The organism is Pedobacter roseus, from assembly GCF_014395225.1.
Taxonomy (GTDB): Bacteria; Bacteroidota; Bacteroidia; order Sphingobacteriales; family Sphingobacteriaceae; genus Pedobacter; species Pedobacter roseus.
In genome coordinates this window covers 5,658,500-5,676,477 of sequence record NZ_CP060723.1, presented here as the reverse complement: position 1 = coordinate 5,676,477, position 17,978 = coordinate 5,658,500, and the positions used below count along the sequence as shown (strand labels likewise).

19 protein-coding genes are annotated in these 17,978 nt (G+C 38.1%); 8 read left to right on the top strand and 11 right to left on the bottom strand.

All coding sequences use genetic code 11. From position 1 onward, the window contains the following. Positions 1 to 2: 2 nt before the first annotated feature. Entirely contained in the window at positions 3 to 434 is a 432-nt protein-coding gene (locus H9L23_RS23470) for a DoxX family protein (RefSeq protein WP_246474769.1), read from the bottom strand. 202 nt (positions 435 to 636) lie between these two features. Between H9L23_RS23470 and H9L23_RS23465 the strand changes: the two genes are divergently transcribed. The 5 genes from H9L23_RS23465 (at position 637) to H9L23_RS23445 (ending at position 5,214) form a co-directional block, all read left to right on the top strand. Then, the gene (locus tag H9L23_RS23465) at positions 637 to 1,464 is read left to right on the top strand and encodes an ABC transporter ATP-binding protein (RefSeq protein WP_187592579.1); all 828 of its coding nucleotides are present in this window, start codon (positions 637 to 639) and stop codon (positions 1,462 to 1,464) included. Positions 1,465 to 1,467: 3 nt separating this feature from the next. Beyond that, complete coding sequence (locus H9L23_RS23460; protein WP_187592578.1) at positions 1,468 to 2,286, top strand: hypothetical protein; 819 nt, start codon at positions 1,468 to 1,470, stop codon at positions 2,284 to 2,286. Positions 2,287 to 2,301: 15 nt separating this feature from the next. Beyond that, positions 2,302 to 2,676, top strand: a complete 375-nt coding sequence (locus H9L23_RS23455; protein ID WP_187592577.1) for a GntR family transcriptional regulator — start codon at positions 2,302 to 2,304, stop codon at positions 2,674 to 2,676. A gap of 4 nt (positions 2,677 to 2,680) precedes the next feature. Then, positions 2,681 to 3,529, top strand: a complete 849-nt coding sequence (locus H9L23_RS23450) for a hypothetical protein (protein ID WP_187592576.1) — start codon at positions 2,681 to 2,683, stop codon at positions 3,527 to 3,529. A 698-nt stretch (positions 3,530 to 4,227) separates the two neighbouring features. Beyond that, a complete protein-coding gene (locus H9L23_RS23445) occupies positions 4,228 to 5,214 on the top strand; it encodes an alpha/beta fold hydrolase (RefSeq protein ID WP_187592575.1) in 987 nt (328 codons plus the stop codon). A gap of 49 nt (positions 5,215 to 5,263) precedes the next feature. On the opposite strand, the gene H9L23_RS23440 is transcribed toward H9L23_RS23445, so the two are convergent. From H9L23_RS23440 to H9L23_RS23430, 3 genes are read right to left on the bottom strand one after another with little or no spacing between them, the layout of a single operon-like run. Beyond that, a complete protein-coding gene (locus H9L23_RS23440; RefSeq protein WP_187592574.1) occupies positions 5,264 to 6,154 on the bottom strand; it encodes a DUF6263 family protein in 891 nt (296 codons plus the stop codon). 14 nt (positions 6,155 to 6,168) lie between these two features. Next, entirely contained in the window at positions 6,169 to 6,942 is a 774-nt protein-coding gene (locus H9L23_RS23435) for a M90 family metallopeptidase (protein WP_187592573.1), read from the bottom strand. Positions 6,943 to 7,001: 59 nt separating this feature from the next. Beyond that, positions 7,002 to 8,027: a Gfo/Idh/MocA family oxidoreductase gene (locus H9L23_RS23430; RefSeq protein ID WP_187592572.1), complete on the bottom strand. Its 1,026-nt coding sequence runs from the start codon at positions 8,025 to 8,027 to the stop codon at positions 7,002 to 7,004. 105 nt (positions 8,028 to 8,132) lie between these two features. Here H9L23_RS23430 and H9L23_RS23425 point away from each other — a divergent pair, with 105 nt between their 5' ends. Further along, positions 8,133 to 8,483 (top strand): hypothetical protein, encoded by a 351-nt coding sequence (locus H9L23_RS23425; RefSeq protein WP_025143454.1) that lies wholly within the window; start codon positions 8,133 to 8,135, stop codon positions 8,481 to 8,483. 463 nt (positions 8,484 to 8,946) lie between these two features. On the opposite strand, the gene H9L23_RS23420 is transcribed toward H9L23_RS23425, so the two are convergent. The 4 genes from H9L23_RS23420 to H9L23_RS23405 all read right to left on the bottom strand — a co-directional run bounded on the left by H9L23_RS23420 (position 8,947) and on the right by H9L23_RS23405 (position 13,316). Then, a complete protein-coding gene (locus H9L23_RS23420) occupies positions 8,947 to 9,624 on the bottom strand; it encodes an OmpA family protein (RefSeq protein ID WP_187592571.1) in 678 nt (225 codons plus the stop codon). A gap of 176 nt (positions 9,625 to 9,800) precedes the next feature. Beyond that, positions 9,801 to 10,493, bottom strand: a complete 693-nt coding sequence (locus tag H9L23_RS23415; protein ID WP_187592570.1) for an ABC transporter ATP-binding protein — start codon at positions 10,491 to 10,493, stop codon at positions 9,801 to 9,803. A gap of 2 nt (positions 10,494 to 10,495) precedes the next feature. After that, on the bottom strand, positions 10,496 to 11,968 hold the full coding sequence (locus H9L23_RS23410; protein ID WP_187592569.1) for a DUF5687 family protein: 1,473 nt from the start codon (positions 11,966 to 11,968) through the stop codon (positions 10,496 to 10,498). 67 nt (positions 11,969 to 12,035) lie between these two features. Next, on the bottom strand, positions 12,036 to 13,316 hold the full coding sequence (locus tag H9L23_RS23405) for a replication-associated recombination protein A (protein WP_187592568.1): 1,281 nt from the start codon (positions 13,314 to 13,316) through the stop codon (positions 12,036 to 12,038). A gap of 119 nt (positions 13,317 to 13,435) precedes the next feature. On the opposite strand from H9L23_RS23405, the gene H9L23_RS23400 reads away from it, so the two are divergent. Continuing rightward, positions 13,436 to 13,816 (top strand): VOC family protein, encoded by a 381-nt coding sequence (locus H9L23_RS23400; RefSeq protein ID WP_187592567.1) that lies wholly within the window; start codon positions 13,436 to 13,438, stop codon positions 13,814 to 13,816. A gap of 385 nt (positions 13,817 to 14,201) precedes the next feature. Here the strand turns inward: H9L23_RS23400 and H9L23_RS26950 are convergent, their stop codons facing one another. Together H9L23_RS26950 and H9L23_RS26945 are read right to left on the bottom strand one after the other, a co-directional pair. Continuing rightward, the gene (locus H9L23_RS26950) at positions 14,202 to 14,882 is read right to left on the bottom strand and encodes an MFS transporter (RefSeq protein ID WP_262892395.1); all 681 of its coding nucleotides are present in this window, start codon (positions 14,880 to 14,882) and stop codon (positions 14,202 to 14,204) included. A gap of 17 nt (positions 14,883 to 14,899) precedes the next feature. Continuing rightward, positions 14,900 to 15,451 (bottom strand): MFS transporter, encoded by a 552-nt coding sequence (locus tag H9L23_RS26945; RefSeq protein WP_262892377.1) that lies wholly within the window; start codon positions 15,449 to 15,451, stop codon positions 14,900 to 14,902. 246 nt (positions 15,452 to 15,697) lie between these two features. Here H9L23_RS26945 and H9L23_RS23390 point away from each other — a divergent pair, with 246 nt between their 5' ends. Then, positions 15,698 to 16,429, top strand: a complete 732-nt coding sequence (locus H9L23_RS23390) for a class I SAM-dependent methyltransferase (protein WP_187592566.1) — start codon at positions 15,698 to 15,700, stop codon at positions 16,427 to 16,429. Between the two features lie 118 nt (positions 16,430 to 16,547). Here H9L23_RS23390 and hisS read toward each other — a convergent pair whose 3' ends face one another. Further along, positions 16,548 to 17,939, bottom strand: a complete 1,392-nt coding sequence (gene hisS, locus H9L23_RS23385) for a histidine--tRNA ligase (RefSeq protein ID WP_187592565.1) — start codon at positions 17,937 to 17,939, stop codon at positions 16,548 to 16,550. Positions 17,940 to 17,978 lie beyond the last annotated feature (39 nt).

The window sequence follows — 17,978 nt, the reverse complement described above, 5'->3', positions numbered from 1 at the left end:
AATTATTTTTTAATGATTTTATCAACCGCATAACTGTTATGCGGCAGGTAAGCGAGTAATACCGATAAAAATGCCACATGGATGAGTTGAGAAGGCAGTGCCTCCCAATTCTCTATTACTGTTGTTCCGAAGATCAGCGCTAACGAAACAACTCCTGCAAATAATAACCCTTGCCTGGTAAATAAACCCAGGATAATCATTAAGCCTGCAATAAATTCGGCAAATGGCAAAATATAACTGAAGGGAATAACCAATGCATCAGGCAAATACGATTTTGAAAATTGCCCGACCATCCAATGGCTAAAACCAGCAAGTTTTGGTAAACGAACCAAACCATGTCCCAAAAAACTTAAACCAATTGCTAAGCGGCTAAGTAAATATGCCCATTTTGTATCCATAAATATCGATCTACTACAAACATACAATCTCCACATTAAGGATGTTTTAATGCAACAATGATTAGACGGAGATTTTACCGTTCCATGGCGTAGCGCTTAGCGTGAGGCGGGTGGCGCTAGACATATCGCATGAAAACGCCAACCGCGAACCTCCCATCGCTAAACTTTTTTCCGAAAAAATTTGGAGATAATAAAACAACGCCATATATTAGTGTATTATTTAACTAACACAGTAGATATGATCAACATTAACAATCTTAATTTTGGCTACAGTAAGCATAAGCCATTATTTAAAAATATGAGCATGCGGTTAAGCAATGGCCATATTTACGGTTTGCTCGGAAAAAACGGTGCCGGTAAATCGACATTATTAAAAAACCTTGCTGGTTTGGTATATGCACAAAGCGGTACGCTTGAGGTAATGGGTTATGACCCTGCTAAAAGACAGCCTGCGCTTTTGGAGCAGATTTGTTTTATTCCGGAAGAATTTTATTTGCCATCAGTAAAAATTGATGGGTATATAAAAGCAAACGCCCCTTTCTATAAAAACTTCGACCACAATTATTTCACTGATCTGATTAAAGAATTTGATATTCCGGTTGAACAGAAACTCATTAATATGAGTTACGGTCAGAAGAAAAAAGTAATTATTGCATTTGGCCTCGCTACCCAGGCGAAACTGGTGATTATGGATGAACCTACCAATGGTTTAGATATTCCATCAAAGGCACAGTTCAGAAAAATTATGGCATCTGCCATGACAGATGAGCGTTGCATCATCATTTCTACCCACCAGGTTAGGGATTTGGATAACCTGATCGATACGGTAATTATGCTTGATGAAAATGATATCGCACTTAAAGCTACAGTAGAAGAGATTACAGCAAAATTAACCTTTAAAAAAGTAAAGGAAATTGATGACAGCATTATTTATGCTGAGCCTTCGCTCTCTGGTTATAACGCCGTTATGCCAAACTACCACCAGGAAGAAAGCAAACTAGATATGGAACTCCTTTTTAATGCCATACATGCAGAAAAAATCAAATTTAAACCTCTATTCAGTTAAGCAATGAACAACACATTTAATATTAATCGATTTGGCTTATTGCTTAAAAGACAATGGCTTGATTTTGGAAAAATTTACCTGATCAGCCTTGTGGTTTTATTGGGAATTGTAGTGGGATTTTACACCTACAGTATACCCTCGCCCCTTAAAGACAATAATTTTGACTATGACGGCAACCTTGATATGCGTTTCCGCTACCCTCTTTTTCTGATTTTGGGATTTGTTTTTATCAGCATCGTAGCCAGTAGCTATTTTAATATCCTTGGACAGAAATCAAGAGCAATTTTAGAACTGATGACACCCGCATCCGTATTCGAAAAATTTTTGGCGGGGGTAGTTTACACCTCAGTAATAAGTTTGTTTAGTTACCTGTTGATCTTTTATTTAACAGATCTTGCTTTTGTAAAATACCTGAATGGTCACCTTGATGCTTTTAAAGGACTGCTACCCAATAATGCAATCGTTAAACCAGTTGAAACCATTACTCATCAGGTATTTAACGACGAAGGTTACAGGAAATATTGCAGCTACTTTTTTGCCTTTCCCTTTCTTATTACCAGCATATTCCTTTTAGGATCCGTGTATTTCAACCGCTTTCATTACATCAAAACAGCACTATCTGTAATGGTTTTTATCGGCCTTGCATCTTATCTGGTAGTTAAACTTTCTATATGGTTAATGGAGGGTAAAGTTGCCAGTCATCATCATTTTAGAAAAGAAGATAAAGACTGGATTTTGCTACTAATTTTATTGGTAACAAGCATCATCACCCTAATTATGTGGACGATTACTTACATCCGTCTAAAAGAAAAAGAAGTATAATTAAAAGGTATAGATATGGAATTTAGAGATAATAAGGCGATATACCTTCAAATTGCAGAATACGTTTGTGAACATATTTTGCTCGAAAAATGGAAAGCCGAAGAAAAACTACCCTCAGTGAGGGAATTAGCGGTTGAACTTGAAGTTAACCCAAATACAGTAATGCGTACCTACGAATTACTACAAAACAAAAGCATTATCAATAATAAAAGGGGAATCGGCTTTTTCGTAAGCGATGATGCCATTGAGCATGTGAAAAGCTATAGAAAAGCGCTATTTATGGATGATGAGCTTCCGGTAGTATTCAGGAACATTTATTTATTAAATATTGGCTTTGATGAACTGAAAAGCAAATACGAAACATTTGTAAAAGAAAATTTTAACGCTTAAAAATATGAAAACAAGCAATAAATTATTAATCACGCTTGCAGCACTATTGATAATTATTCCAATAATTGTGGTAGCTGTAAATATTAAGATGAATTACAAAGAAAGAGGAATTGAAGACTCTTATCTTGGAACACAACAAATCAATAATGAAACTTTTGAACAAAAATCGAAAGAAAGGGTTAGCTTTTCATTGCAATCGCCTTTTAATTCACTCCAGATTAAAGATGCAAAGGGTTTTAGTGTACAACTCTTTGTAAAAGAAGATAACAAGTATGGGCTTAAGATTCAGGAAAAGTTTAAAAACGATTTAAAGTATGAAGTAGATGCAAACGGCGTACTTCAACTATCGATTAAAAATTTTAGTGAGGATAATGGCATTGAAAAAATTGTTATCGTTATTTATTGCCCAAAGATTAGCGAGGTTTCAGTGGCAAATTCGAAAATTTTAGAATTTAGTGCACATTCTGATGCTATAACATTAAACTTAGATAATGTTGAAGATTTATTTTTAAGCGGAGATATTACCAACAACGATGCAAAAGGCAAAATCATAAGTGTAATTAATCCAACTAACATCGGCAAACTTTACCTTAACTTAAATAAAACTAAGTTCAGTGGTTATACAAATTCTTTTAAAGATCTGTATGTTATTGCAAAAAATTCAGAAGTTGAAATCGGGAATATGGATGAAAATAACAAAAAACCATTCCCCTTTGATAATCTAAGTATTAAGACAATAGATACTTCTAGAGTACAATTGCAAAATGTTAATGTAAAATCCTTTGTCGGCGATTTCTCAGACGCTACAACTTTACAGATCCCAACGCCTTTACTTAAACAGCTGTTTAAGTAATAATTTTAATGGCCGATAGGTTAAATCAAATCTGTCAAAAGAATTTCGTCATTGCGAGGCACAGCCTGCCCCGACTTTTCGGGGAAGTAATCTTACAACTATCGCTACCAGCGAGCGCATTAAGATTGCTTCGCAGGCTGAAAAAGCCTTCTCGCAATGACGATTTCTCACGGTCTATTATTTAGCTAAATCCCTCGATCATTCATACGGATCTACACAATAAATTATCGCGAACATTATCCCACAATAAGCTATTAATGAGGGATTTATTACCACTGTGCATTTCCACGTAGCTAGGCCGTAGCACTGTATCTCCGTTTAACTTAAATCCGGCCTAACAAATTTTTCGGGCTACACTGTCCCGGCCATATCACTAGCTTCGAAAGAAAAATTTTCAGCCGGTGGTTTTTGTTTCTTTTTGGCAGCAAAAAGAAAGAGCCCTTCGGCGGCGGCCAGCCGAGGCAAGACTGTGCCTTTGGGACAAAAAAAAAGAACTTAATAGATCATTCATATTGATTTTACACAATAAATTATCCCTCGAAGACATGATGCATTGATGATATAACCAATTTCTTACGCTTTACTCATAAACGATACATCTTTTATGCAGCTTATGTAAAAAGGGCATGATTTTTAAGCTAACTAATTGGCAAAAGTTTAACTTGAGCCAATTAGTTTTTTTACATTATTAGCCATCAATGAAGAGATACTTCCTGTTATTAGCACTTAGCCTGTTTATTTTTAGCCACGTACAGGCACAAAAAACAGATACCCTTTCTATCACTCTGGATAACGTTAAATATCCTTATCCGGTTAAATACTTCCCCATTAATACCGAAGGACAAGATATTAAAATGGCCTATATGGATGTTGCACCAACTGCAAATGCCAATGGAAAAACGGCAATCCTTTTTCATGGGAAAAATTTTGGAGGTTATTACTGGGGCAACGTAATTAAAGCCCTGACAAACATTGGCTATCGGGTTATTGTACCCGATCAGATCGGTTTTGGCAAATCGTCAAAAGCATTTATTCATTACAGCTTCCACCAAATGGCGGCCTGGAATAAAAAATTATTAGATACGCTTGGTATTCAAAAAACAGTGGTTTTAGGCCATAGCATGGGTGGTATGCTGGCCACCCGCTTTGCCTTAATGTACCCTGAAACCACAGAAAAATTGCTACTCGAAAATCCGATCGGTTTAGAAGATTACAAAACTTTTGTTCCTTATGTCACCACCGCACAGCAATACCAAACCGAGCTAAAAACTACCGCAGAAAGTGTAAGAAAATACTATCAGGGCTCTTATTTTACCTATTGGAAACCTGAATACGAATACCTGGTTGATATTGCTGGTGGCGTAACCAATAGTGCTGATTATCCACGTTGGGCTAAAGTAGCTGCACTAACCTATACCATGATTTACGAACAACCGATTGTTTACGAATTTCAGAATTTAAAGGTACCTACCGTTTTATTTATCGGTAAAGAAGATAAAACCATTGTAGGTAAAGGTTTGCTTACACCTGATCAACAGGCTTTACACGGCCAGTACAAACTTTTAGGCAAACAAACAGCTGCCAAAATTATAGGGTCCAAAATTATCGAATTTGATGCCTGTGGCCATATTCCACATATCGAAATTCCAACGGAGTTTTTAGTGGCGTTAACGGGTAGTTTATAGTTTTTTTGAAGACCTCGCAGGTTTGTGAAACCTGCGAGGTCTGAACAAATTAATTTACCTCTTTCCCTACAATTTTATTAATGCCCTGCATTTCGAAATCAATATCTTGCCCCATCGATTTCATTTTCCCATACAGCTCTATCCGCAGGTGACTGTTCAGCACAATCCCGGTTTTAATATCAATTGATGTTTCTCCTGAGTTAGTGCCCTTTAAATCGGTTTCCATTTTATTGCCCATCACTTCAAAATTTCCTTTTGATACCAATGCGCCTTTTACGCTGAGGATGGCAATTCCATCTTTCACTTCTTTCAAAGTGTATGCGGTAATGGTTTCTATCGGCATACTCATCTGCAGTTTTGTATCAACCGTCCAGCTATCGCCAATTTTAACTGCTCTTTCCGGATATATTTTAAACGACGATTCCATGGTCTGTTTCACCACTTCTGCACTAAACTGTTTACTTAAAGCATTTTTAATCTGCCTCACCTCACTGGTATCATTGCTCATTTTTGACGCCATATTGTCGAGCATTTTATCTATGCCCGCAACGGTTTTAATCCCTCCGTTTGGCGTTACCGTCATAAAAAAAGAAGCGCCCTTTAAACCACTGAATGGATTTTTTTTGGTGCTGTCCTGCTCATCAGAGTTATAGGTCATTGTAGTACCCATCGCAACAGATTTCATAAAAATCCTGTTGTAGGTTACTTTCACATCTTTTTCTCCATTGTGGCCTTCGGTGATATCGAACGTATAATCCGTGCCGATATTCTGGGTTAAATGTACCTCCTGACCGCCAATTTTCTGGTTAATGATCTGATCAGAGTTAATAGAGAAATCATACCTGTAACCTGTCGGGTAATTTTGCCTTAATACATAAATTTTCTGCGCAAAACTGCTGATCGAAATCAAACTACAGATAACAGTTGCCAATATTCTCATTCGGTAATTCATTTTTAACGAGCAGGCTGTTGCGCAAAAATGCGACTTAACTGAAAATACAATTCAGGATGTTTATCCTTTAACAACTCGGGTTTTTCGAAGAAATATTCAGAAACTACTGCAAAAAATTCGGCCTCGTTGGTGATGGCATAAGGATTAATATCCGATTTGTTATCTTCAATCCTGGCAATTTCCTCGTGCATCATTTTTACCCATGGCAAAGTATATTCGTGTGCCAATAAATTCTCCGGAACGCCATCAGTTGCCCCATCCGATTTATCTAAGAGGTGAACAAATTCATGTATGGCTGTATTTTCTTTACCTGCACTTTTAGAAAAACCATGACGAAGTGCCGAACGTGATAAAATCATTTGTCCGTTCATATAACCAGTACCCACCATACCCATAATATTCCTTTCTCCACCATCAAACTGAAAATCTTTGTTAAAAGTATCAGGATATAATAAAACGCTGGTTAAGTTTTTGTATTGCCAATCATCAAAACCAAAAATAGGGATAACCGCACTTGAGGCAATCAGCAGTTCATCTAAAGTGGTCATTTCCAAACCAACCGCTTCAATTTTAACCGCACTGAAAAATGCCGCCACCTTTTGCTCAAATTTAAGCTTATCTGTCGAATCGAGATTATGGTAATAACCCACATAATCGTCCAGTATTTTCTTGTCTACATCTGTTAAAGGCTCAATAGCAACCTTCTTTTTTTTAAGGATGAGGTAAAGGGCAATCAGAAAAATGGGGATTAAATAAGCAAATGGCAACGAGTTCATAATAAAGATTACACAGATTAAAGTAATTACACCGATTTAAAGGATTACACAGATAGAGGTTAGCTTTCGATAATTTCTAATTGAACCAGAACATCTTCTCTGGTAACCGGATAAGGTTTATTATTGGTGATTGATTGGTAAACGGCTTCGAAAAGAGGCAGATAACTTCCTACCTCCGATTTAATGACTTCTTCCGTTTTATTCCCATCGGCATCAATGGTGGTTAATAAACCATCTTTACTCGGTGACTCAATACCATAAGCCGGATCGGTTAATTTCATACCTGCCAGTAACTGTTCTTCCTGAATATCGGTTCTTTGTTTAATAAAGCTCCCGTTTACGCCATGCAAAACAAAGCCCGGCTGTGGGTTTACCACCAACATGCTCGAGGTTACAAAAACATTTACGCTATCAGGATAGCTCAACTGGATCGAAAAATAATCGTCGACCAAAGTACCAACCCTGTTTTTACCTAAAATTTTGTGGGAACTCAACGGCTTGCCAAATAAACCGATCACCTGATCTAAAAGATGCGGACCTAAATCGTAAAGCAATCCGCTGGCCTCTAACGGGGTTTCTTTAAATGCCTTCGGCCCGATAACATTTCGGTAACGATCGTAACGTAAATGAACTTCAACCAGTTTACCCAGCTTGCCGCTATCGATCACTTTTTTTACCGAAGTAAAATCACTGTCCCAACGGCGGTTCTGGTAAAAGAAAATCTGTTTGCCAACGCTATCGGCCAGTTCGAAAAGTTCTTTGGCCTGCGCAGTGGTTGCGGTAAAAGGTTTTTCAACCAAAATATGTTTATGCGCATTTAATGCAGCTTTCGAATGTTCGTAATGAAGGTTATTTGGGGTATTAATTACCACTAACTCAATTTCTTCATCATTCAGCAGCTCTTCAACGCTGTTGTAACTAATAATATTGGGGTAATCGTTAACTGCATTTTTATGGCTCCGTTCTACCACGGCCTTTAAATTGAAACCATCATGTGCATTTAGAAAAGGAGCATGAAAAACCTTTCCAGACATGCCGTAAGCTAATAAACCTGCATTAATTGTTTTATTGATATTCGTATCCATAGGTTATAAATGTAACCAAAAATACCATTACCATTCAAGCTTAAGTGTTAAAAAGCCTAAACGTTTTACTTAAGGCTTACACGTTTTTACACTATCTTTGCAGATATGAAGCCGTCGGAGATTAATGCCAAATGGAAAGTTTTACAGGAAAGGATTTCAACTGAATTTGATTCGGATTTTCCTGATTTAAAGGTGATGCTTTTTCTCATCGGTGTTCAGGAACTGGGCAAAGGACCAAAAAAATACAGTAAACGCCAAAAGGAAGAACTGATGCACATTGCTACCTGCCGTTTATTGAGCGAAATGGGTTTTTATGAACTGGAAGGTTTGGACCAGGATGGCTGGCCGCATTGGAAATTAATTAAAGCGATTCCGCCTTATACCATGCTTGAGCAGGAGATGCTGATGAAATCGCTTGTGGTGAGCTATTTCGAAGATATTTATTCTGCAGACTAATTTCCTCGTGGTGTTTGATGTTCCTATCTAACACAAATCTATTCGAAGATTTATTTAAAGCTTTTGGAAAGCAGGATCATCTGCTTTTTAAATGTTAGCCGGGCTTTTCGCTGTATCTCCCAATCCGATGAAGAATCGGGATCGGGAGGATGATGCTTCAATCCCGTTTAAGAAATTCTGCCAGTGCAACTATTTGGGGTTGCAGGGCATTGAGGTTAGAGAGCACTGTCTCAGGTTAACTAAACCTGATAGCAGCGGCACGCAGTAAAGCGAATAGCAGGGCTTTCGGAACCGATATACACAGAACCCTGCTTTTCAAAAAACTGATATATCCTTTTATAGAGTTGTCAATTTATACAGCAGCTCTGTGATAAAATTGACAACTCTAAAAACAAAAAACCCCGGTGGATGTACACCGGGGTTGCATATATAATGACCTCATAGGTAGAGGGAATTTGCGATATTATCCTTGTTTCTGTGCTGAAGCTTTTAATGCATCGTTAGCAACGATTACAATTTCTACACGACGGTTGGCTGCACGACCTGCATCAGTTTCGTTATCTGCAATTGGCTCTGCAAAACCTTTACCAATAGTAACTAATCTTGATGATGGAACACCTTGAGAAACGGCATAAGCTTTAACTGCTGCTGCTCTTCTCTCAGATAAACCCATGTTATATTGTTCTGTACCACGGCTATCGGTGTGGCCGATAATTTTGATATCTGTATCAGGATATTGGTTTAATGAAGCAGCTAAACTCTGCACATTGGTTTTAGCTGCATCTTTTAAAGCGGTTTTATCGAAATCGAATAAAATACCACTGTCGAATTTTACAATAATACCTTCGCCTTCACGAATAACTTCTGCGTTAGGAATAGCTTTCTGGATTTCGGCTGCCTGCCTGTCCATTCTACGACCGATAAAAGCGCCTGCTGTACCACCAATAGCACCACCAATTAAAGCACCAACTGCTGTATTACCGGCTTTTTTACCAATTAAGGCGCCAATAACACCACCTGCTGCTGCACCAATACCGGCACCTTTTTGTGTTTTAGTTAAACTATCACAACTTTGGAATGCCATTGATCCTACGGCTAATCCTATACTTAATGTCGCTATTCTTACTTTTGAAATACTCATGATATGCTAGATTTATAATTTCTACCCGACATATTCAAACACAATGCCAAAAACTGATACAACCGCTTTTTCGGCCTATTTTGACCAATTTTAGCTACAAACAGCGATCTTGTATACAAAAAAAGGGTTCAGATAAATCCTAACCCTTATATATTGTATCATTCTTAGTACAAAAACTAGGCAGAGAAGTAACTCTCCAGCTCTTTCAAAGTATTTTCGTCTGTTTTAAAATCTTTGATCACTTGTCCTTTTTCTACCAGCACAATCCGGCTGCAAACATCGGTAACATGGTTTAAATCGTGACTGGAAATAAAAGTTGTCATATTGCCTGCCTGATCTTTTAATAATTTCTTTAAACGGATCTGCGTAGTTGGATCGAGATTGGCAAAAGGTTCGTCCAAAATTAAAATTTCGGGCTTTTGCATTAAAGCAGCAGCAATACCCACTTTAACCTGATTACCTTTACTAAAATCGCGGATGTATTTGCCACTGTTCAGGATTTCGCCATTAAAAAATTCCCCGTATTGGTTCAGGTATGCAGAAACATCGGCCACACTGAGGTTATGTAAACTGCCGATAAAAATGAAATATTCTTCAGGTGTTAAATAATCAATCAGGAAACCTTCATCCAAAAATGATGCGGTATAATCTTTCCAGGTATCGTTCTGCATTACATTTTGGCCTTTCGATAAAACCTCGCCGGTTGTTGGGCGGATCAAATCTAAAAGCATCCTGAAGAAAGTGGTTTTACCGGCACCGTTATTACCTACCAGCCCTACAGTTTCGCCGGCAGCAATCTGTAGATCTTCGATGTTTACAACGGTTTTATCGCCATAAACTTTTTGTAATTTCTTAACTTCTAAAATCATAATTATTCTCTAAAGCCTTCGGCTATTTTATATCGTTGTTTTTCAAGTCGTTTTGCAATGTAATTTACCCAGAAGCCTCTTAACAGCAGCATGGCTAAACCAAATATGCCCACTGCAGCCAGGCCCCAATAAGGTTTATTTAATATGCCGAAAGGCACATACATTAAAATGGGTGTAAGTGCGTAAGGAAACATTAAAAGCCATTGTGTTGCACCAGTTCCCTGATAGTTAAAGCTTGCTGCTTTGGTAATATCTAATCTTTTATAATTTAAAGTAGCAAGGTAAAGCACTACCACTGTTCCGAAACCGATGTTATAGAAATAAGCAGCCAAGTGTAAAAGCAGTAATTTCGGACTTAAAAAGCCATAGAAACTGGCCAAAACTGTAATAATGGTACAACCAATGGTAAAAAGTAAAAATTTAGCCTTGATGTAATCTTTAAAGTTGATTTTGTTGGCCAATATGCCATCAAAATGAGCACTTTGCCAGGCAAACATAAACTGACCATAAATAATGATGGAAACACCCGTCATAAAAATGGCACCGAACATCATCTGCCCAAAAGCATCGCTATTGATTGCTTTTTCCTTGTAAAAAATAAATCCATAAAAAAGGAAAAAGAAACCCAAAATCACCGCAGAACGTGGGCGTTTATGACGGAGAATTAATTTCAACTCTAAAGCAGCCAGCTCGCCAACCTTGCCAAAACGGTTAAGGAAAGCATAATCGGTACTGCCCTTTTTCTCTTGTTTACTACTTAATTCTTCTACATATAAGTTTTTACGCAAGAAAGTAGAGTTGAGGTAAAATATAGCCATAGCTGCCAGGGTAAATGCAAAGGCATAATAAGGATGCGCAGCAATAGCACGAAACACAAAATCGGAGGCAGCCATAATAGAAATTACCTTATAATATTCTAAAGCAGCAAAAGCGGCAATTACAACCAGCCCGAAAAAGGTGTAAAGTGTATTGGTGATCGATTTCCGTTTGATGTACAATACGAGATAGTTATTGAAAACCATCACCGAGAATATCGAAACGATATACATTAGCGTAACCAGTACTCCATATTCCGGCAAAATTTTAATAAACAAGAAAGGCAGAAAAATAAAAAACGGCCAAAGGTTAAATGCGGAGAATAGCGCTTTAACATTTAAAAACCTGATGATTTTACTTCTCGAAATCCTTAAATGCAGGTAAGGAATAATGCTTAAAGTTGGCAGCTCCTGAAACTGTAAACGCATAATAAAATCGAATGCGAAGTAATAAAGGATAATTCCGTTAAAACTGGAGATTACTTCTTTGTTTGGGAAAATTTTTGGCAGGAAATGCGACATACCAAAACCAACGCCAACGGCAATGGCAAAAAAGTAAAGCATAAAGAAACCCAAAACAATTTGGCCAGCAATACTACTGCCCCTGTTCCGCGAACGCCAGAAAGATTTTCTTTGATGGCTTAAAAAAGTACTCAGCATATTTAGTTTAGGTGTTTGATTTTTAGTCAATATACCTATTAGTATGCATTTGGAAGAAAATGTTACACTAATATTTGTATTTGTCTTTCCAGTTTTGTCTTAGCTTTTCTCGCAGTTTCTCTTCTGCCGCATTTTTGCCGGGATCGTAGAGTTTTGTGCCGCTTAATTCTTCTGGAAAATATTCCTGGGGTGAAAAATTACCTTCATATCCGTGAGAATACTGATAATCTTTTCCATAACCGATGTTTTTCATCAGTTTGGTGGGTGCATTGCGGATATGTAAGGGCACCGGCAGATTTCCGGTTTGTTTAACCAAAGCTTGTGCCTTGTTAATGGCCTCGTAAGAAGCATTGCTTTTTGGCGAACTGGCCAGATAGGTTACACATTGTGACAGAATAATCCGGGCTTCGGGGTAACCGATTACATTTACGGCCGTAAAGCAGTTATTGGCCAATAAAAGTGCATTTGGGTTGGCATTCCCTATATCCTCTGAAGATAAAATCAATAACCTGCGGGCGATAAATAAGGGATCTTCTCCCCCTTCAATCATCCTGGCTAACCAGTAAACCGCAGCATTAGGGTCGCTACCGCGAATTGATTTAATAAATGCCGAAATGATATCGTAATGCTGTTCTCCGGCTTTATCATAAAGCGCGAGGTTTTGTTGTGCATGGGCCAATACATTCTCGTTGGTAAGCACAATTTTATTGCCACCAATGCCATTAATGGCAATTTCTAGCACGTTCAAGAGCTTTCGCGCATCGCCACCAGATAAACGGATTAAGGCCTCGTGCTCTTTGATGGTGATTTTTTTCTCTGAAAGAATTGGATCTTTTTTAATGGCCGTTTGCAACAAACCAGCCAGTTCTTCTTCAGTCAGGGATTTTAATATATAAACCTGGCAACGGGAAAGCAAAGCGGAAATGACCTCGAATGATGGGTTTTCGGTTGTGGCACCGATTAAAGTAACCAAACCCCGTTCAACTGCTCCTAACAAACTATCCTGTTGCGATTTGCTAAAACGATGAATCTCATCAATAAACAAAATGGGCAAACCCAAAAAGCTATCTTTTAGCTGAGCAGCCCGATCAATTACCTCGCGGATATCTTTCACGCCGCTGTTAATGGTGCTTAAATTGAAAAATGGCCGATCCAATGCCTGCGAAATGATATAGGCTAATGTGGTTTTTCCTACTCCAGGAGGTCCCCAGAAAATCATGGACGGCAGCTGACTGCTTTCAATGGCTTTGCGCAACACCGCTCCCACTCCGACTAAATGTTTTTGCCCAACATATTCATCGAGATTTTGAGGGCGCATACGTTCGGCTAAAGGAGGCAGGTTTTGCATAATGGTAAATATATAAAAATTGATTATTTTGTTTGTCGATAGTTACTAACCAAATATTGGAAGCATAAAATCCTTTAAATAAAACAAAAGGACGAATGCTTTAGTTCTAATTTATTATTATGGACATCAAAAATTTAGATCACCTTGTATTAACGGTTGCCAATTTAGAAAGCACCTGCAGATTTTACAGTCTTGCGCTGGGAATGGAAGTTATTGAGTTTGGCGAAAACCGAAAGGCACTGAAATTCGGCAATCAAAAAATCAATCTTCACCAATATGGATCAGAATTTGAGCCAAAAGCATTTAAACCAATGCCTGGTACTGCCGATTTGTGTTTTATCACCGATTTTCCGCTACGCGAAGTGATGCAGGAACTTAAAGAAAATTGCATCGAAATTGAAGAAGGACCAGTAGAACGGACGGGAGCAAATGGTAAGATTATTTCTATCTATTTACGCGATCCGGATATGAATTTAATTGAGGTAAGTAATTATTTGTAAACACACGCATTTTTGCCACTAAAGATAGATTTGCCTCGGAGACGCCGATTAACACGGAGGTATTATGGTGTTTTACCATTCTGAGATCATCTTAGCGATATAAAACTTAGGCGCACTAAGGTAACTTAGGTGGTTTAACACATTTTTTATTGTCAAAATAATCATTAAAGAGTAAAGCTGCTTATTTTTTTGACCACCTTAGTCACCTGAGATCATCTTAGTTAGATGCATAAAACTTAATTCTTCAAAGATGACTTTATATTGTCCTCGTTTGTAATGAGGATAGAAGAGAATGGCGATTTTATCACCATTTGGTTGCTTATCCGCATTAAGATTCCCAATCAAGTTGGGAATGACGTCACGACCGAATCATGCTTCAAAAAATCTAATCCTCTATTTTCGAGTGGTGCTTGGTATCCTTCATGGTGGTATATAAAACCAACGAGATCAAAATACATCCGGTTACATACCAGTAAAAGTAACTCTCGTGCCCGATATTTTTAAACCAAAGTGCAAAATATTCCGCTGTTCCACCGAAAATGGCCACGGTTAAGGCATAAGGTAAACCCACACCCAAAGCCCTGATTTCTGCGGGAAAAAGTTCTGCTTTAACCACGGCATTGATGCTTGTGTAACCACTTACAATAATCAAAGCACCGATCATCAATAGAAATATAATTGTGGTATTCGTTTCACCGGCTAAACCTGTTAAAATTGGATAGGTACATAAGGTGCCCAATACCCCAAAACCGATTAACAAGGGCTTCCTGCCGATTTTATCGGATAACAAACCAAACAACGGCTGCATAATGGCAAAAACCAGCAAAGAGATGAATGATAATGTTGTGGAGGTTTCTTTACTCAGGTGCACCGTATTCACTAGAAACTTCTGCATATAAGTGCTAAAAGTATAAAAAGCAATGGTTCCACCTAAGGTTAAACCCACAACGGTAAAAACCTCTTTTGGATATTTCAATAATACCGCAATACCACCTTTTTTATCTTCTGAATTTTTATTTTTAAAAGCAGCCGTTTCGTCAATATGTCTACGCAGATATAAAGCGATAAACGAAAGAATTGCACCTATAAAAAATGGGATTCTCCAACCCCAGGCATGTAATTCTGCGGGGTAAGCAACCAGTTTTGCAAAATCAGTTGAATGCCTAAAGCCAGTAACTGTCCGCCGATTAAAGTTACATATTGAAAGCTAGAGTAAAAGCCACGGTGTTTTTTAGTGGCCATTTCGCTGAGGTAAGTTGCAGAGGTTCCATATTCGCCACCAGTACTTAATCCCTGGATCAGCCTTGCAAAAACGAGTAATAATGGAGCAGCTATACCAATCTGTTTGTAACCTGGCGTTAAACCGATGATCAATGATCCGATGGCCATAATCAGCACCGAAATTGTCATGGAGCGCTTACGCCCTAGTTTATCAGCAATGCTGCCAAATAACCAGCCACCAATAGGCCGCATTAAAAAACCTACTGCAAAAATGCCTGCGGTATCCAGTAGCTGTGCGGTTGGATTACTGTTTGGAAAAAAGGCAGGAGAAAAATAAAGCGCAAAAGCAGAATAGGTATACCAATCGTACCACTCAACAAGATTGCCTACAGAACCACCAAAAATAGATTTCAACCGGTACTCTACCCCTTAATTTCGTCTTTTTGTACTGCTTTTTCCATATTGTAGAATTAATGAATGAGTGAGTAATAGAATTATTGAATGAGAGAATTTTGAATGAGTGATTGAATGCCGAATATGAAACTTAAATTAATACCAGTTGTTTATCAAAAATATAATAATTTTATAAAGAAAGCGCGGAGTTATATTCATCCTTACCCATTCACTCCTTCCATCATTCAAAATTCAATCATTACAACAATGAAAGATAACTTTTCTACCCAATCTGCAGATTACGCCATATACCGACCAACATATCCGCAGGAACTATACGATTATTTGTTTGCCCTGTTAAAAAACAAGGAAACGGCCTGGGATTGTGCCACAGGGAATGGTCAGGTTGCACGGGTACTGGCACAGCATTTCGGTGCAGTTTATGCAACAGACATTAGCGAAAATCAATTGAAAAATGCTTTACAGTTGCCAAATATCACTTACAAAGTGGAGCCAGCAGAACAAATATCGGTGGGTAACAATAGTTTTGATCTGATTACGGTAGCACAGGCCATCCACTGGTTTAATTTTGAAGCATTTTACGCCGAAGTAAAGAGAACACTAAAACCAGACGGACTTTTTGCGGTAATTGGTTATGGGATTATGTCGATCGATAAAAAAATCGACAAAGTTATCCATAAGCTTTATGAAGATATTTTAGGTAAATACTGGGACAGCGAGCGCCGCTACATTGAAGAAGGTTATAAAACCATCCCTTTCCCTTTTGAAGAAATTATTGCGCCACATTTTCAGATCAAAACCACCTGGAATTTTAACCAGTTAATTGGCTATTTAAATACCTGGTCTTCCTTGCAACATTACAAAAAAGCTAACGATCGGAATCCGTTGGAGTACCTGTTTACCGAGCTGAAAGAAGCCTGGGGTGATGATGCAGAGAAAGATGTTCATTTCCCGGTTTTATTGCGGGTTGGACGATGAATTTAACCACAGAGGCAACAGAGAAAAGGCACAGAGCACACTGAGTAAATTTTTAAGCAACTAAAGTTGCTCTGTTTACTCCGTGAAAACTCAGTGATCTCTGTGGTTAATTAAACTTCTATTTCAACAACTCCAGTATACCTAAAACAGTCAGCTTTTTCTGATCTCCGCTTTGCATATCTTTTAAAGTAAGTTCTCCACTGGCAATTTCATCGCCTCCGATTAATATTACATAAGGGATATTCTTGGCATCGGCATAGGCCATTTGTTTTTTCAGTTTTGCCGAACTCGGGTATAACTCTGCAGATATACCCGCATTTCTAAACTGTTGAACAATTGGCAAAGCATATTTTTCAGCTTCTGCATCAAAATTACTGATCAGTACCTTTGTTCCAACTTCTGCTGAGGCAGGGAAAAGGTTAAGCTCTTCCAATACATCATAAATGCGGTCGGCACCAAAAGAAACACCCACACCGGTTAAATCTTTTAAACCGAACATGCCGGTTAAATCGTCATAACGGCCACCACCGCCAATGCTGCCCATGGCTACTTCGTTGGTTTTAACCTCGAAAATACAGCCGGTATAATAATTTAAGCCACGGGCCAAAGTAATATCGAGCTCTAATTTGGCAACTAATGGCAAACCATAAGAAATCAGGCTTTCTACGTATTCAAAAACCTGTTCAATTTCGGCAACACCTTTTAAACCGGTTTCAGATTCAGCTAAAACTTCTTTCAGACTGGTTAGTTTTTCTTCGTTGGTACCTTCCAATAAAATTACCGGGCGGAGTTTTTCCAAATCAGTTTCAGTAAAACCACGTTCCAACAATTCTTTACTTACCCCATCTAAACCAATTTTATCCATTTTATCGATAGCAACTGTCATGTCAATAATTAAATCAGGTTTACCAATAATTTCAGCAATACCTGATAAAATTTTCCGGTTATTAATTTTTATGCTAAAATCCTTTAAGCCTAATTTGCTTAAAGCTTCATTGTAGATCAAAATAAATTCAGCTTCGTTCAGTAAACTTTCCGATCCCACCACATCTACATCACACTGGTAGAATTCACGGTACCTGCCTTTTTGGGGACGATCGGCACGCCAAACCGGTTGAACCTGAAAGCGTTTAAAAGGCAAGGTAATTTCGTGCTGGTGCATCACTACATAACGCGCAAATGGCACTGTTAAATCGTAGCGTAATGCTTTTTCAGAAATTAAAGGGATTAGTTTATTGCTGTTATCTTCCTCAGCAAAATCGAAAGCTTTCTTTTTGGGATCTTTAAGAAATTCGCCGCTATTTAGAATTTTAAAAATCAGTTTATCACCTTCATCGCCGTACTTTCCGGTTAAAGTAGAAAGATTTTCAAAACTTGGCGTCTGGATTTCTGCATAACCATATTTCCTGAAAACCGTTTTAATGGTATCGTAAATAAAGTTGCGTTTTACCATTTCAACCGGAGTAAAATCGCGGGTGCCTTTTGCTAATGAGGGTTTAATAACTGACATAGCCGCAAAAGTACAAAAATGTAATGTAATGTTTAAACC

Excerpts from the sequence above, each read along its gene's own strand:
- H9L23_RS23470 (WP_246474769.1), bottom strand. The coding sequence starts at position 434 with ATGTGGAGATTGTATGTTTGTAGTAGATCGATATTTATGGATACAAAA.
- H9L23_RS23465 (WP_187592579.1), top strand. The coding sequence starts at position 637 with ATGATCAACATTAACAATCTTAATTTTGGCTACAGTAAGCATAAGCCA.
- H9L23_RS23460 (WP_187592578.1), top strand. The coding sequence starts at position 1,468 with ATGAACAACACATTTAATATTAATCGATTTGGCTTATTGCTTAAAAGA.
- H9L23_RS23455 (WP_187592577.1), top strand. The coding sequence starts at position 2,302 with ATGGAATTTAGAGATAATAAGGCGATATACCTTCAAATTGCAGAATAC.
- H9L23_RS23450 (WP_187592576.1), top strand. The coding sequence starts at position 2,681 with ATGAAAACAAGCAATAAATTATTAATCACGCTTGCAGCACTATTGATA.
- H9L23_RS23445 (WP_187592575.1), top strand. The coding sequence starts at position 4,228 with ATGAAGAGATACTTCCTGTTATTAGCACTTAGCCTGTTTATTTTTAGC.
- H9L23_RS23440 (WP_187592574.1), bottom strand. The coding sequence starts at position 6,154 with ATGAGAATATTGGCAACTGTTATCTGTAGTTTGATTTCGATCAGCAGT.
- H9L23_RS23435 (WP_187592573.1), bottom strand. The coding sequence starts at position 6,942 with ATGAACTCGTTGCCATTTGCTTATTTAATCCCCATTTTTCTGATTGCC.
- H9L23_RS23430 (WP_187592572.1), bottom strand. The coding sequence starts at position 8,027 with ATGGATACGAATATCAATAAAACAATTAATGCAGGTTTATTAGCTTAC.
- H9L23_RS23425 (WP_025143454.1), top strand. The coding sequence starts at position 8,133 with ATGAAGCCGTCGGAGATTAATGCCAAATGGAAAGTTTTACAGGAAAGG.
- H9L23_RS23420 (WP_187592571.1), bottom strand. The coding sequence starts at position 9,624 with ATGAGTATTTCAAAAGTAAGAATAGCGACATTAAGTATAGGATTAGCC.
- H9L23_RS23415 (WP_187592570.1), bottom strand. The coding sequence starts at position 10,493 with ATGATTTTAGAAGTTAAGAAATTACAAAAAGTTTATGGCGATAAAACC.
- H9L23_RS23410 (WP_187592569.1), bottom strand. The coding sequence starts at position 11,968 with ATGCTGAGTACTTTTTTAAGCCATCAAAGAAAATCTTTCTGGCGTTCG.
- H9L23_RS23405 (WP_187592568.1), bottom strand. The coding sequence starts at position 13,316 with ATGCAAAACCTGCCTCCTTTAGCCGAACGTATGCGCCCTCAAAATCTC.
- H9L23_RS23400 (WP_187592567.1), top strand. The coding sequence starts at position 13,436 with ATGGACATCAAAAATTTAGATCACCTTGTATTAACGGTTGCCAATTTA.
- H9L23_RS23390 (WP_187592566.1), top strand. The coding sequence starts at position 15,698 with ATGAAAGATAACTTTTCTACCCAATCTGCAGATTACGCCATATACCGA.
- hisS (WP_187592565.1), bottom strand. The coding sequence starts at position 17,939 with ATGTCAGTTATTAAACCCTCATTAGCAAAAGGCACCCGCGATTTTACT.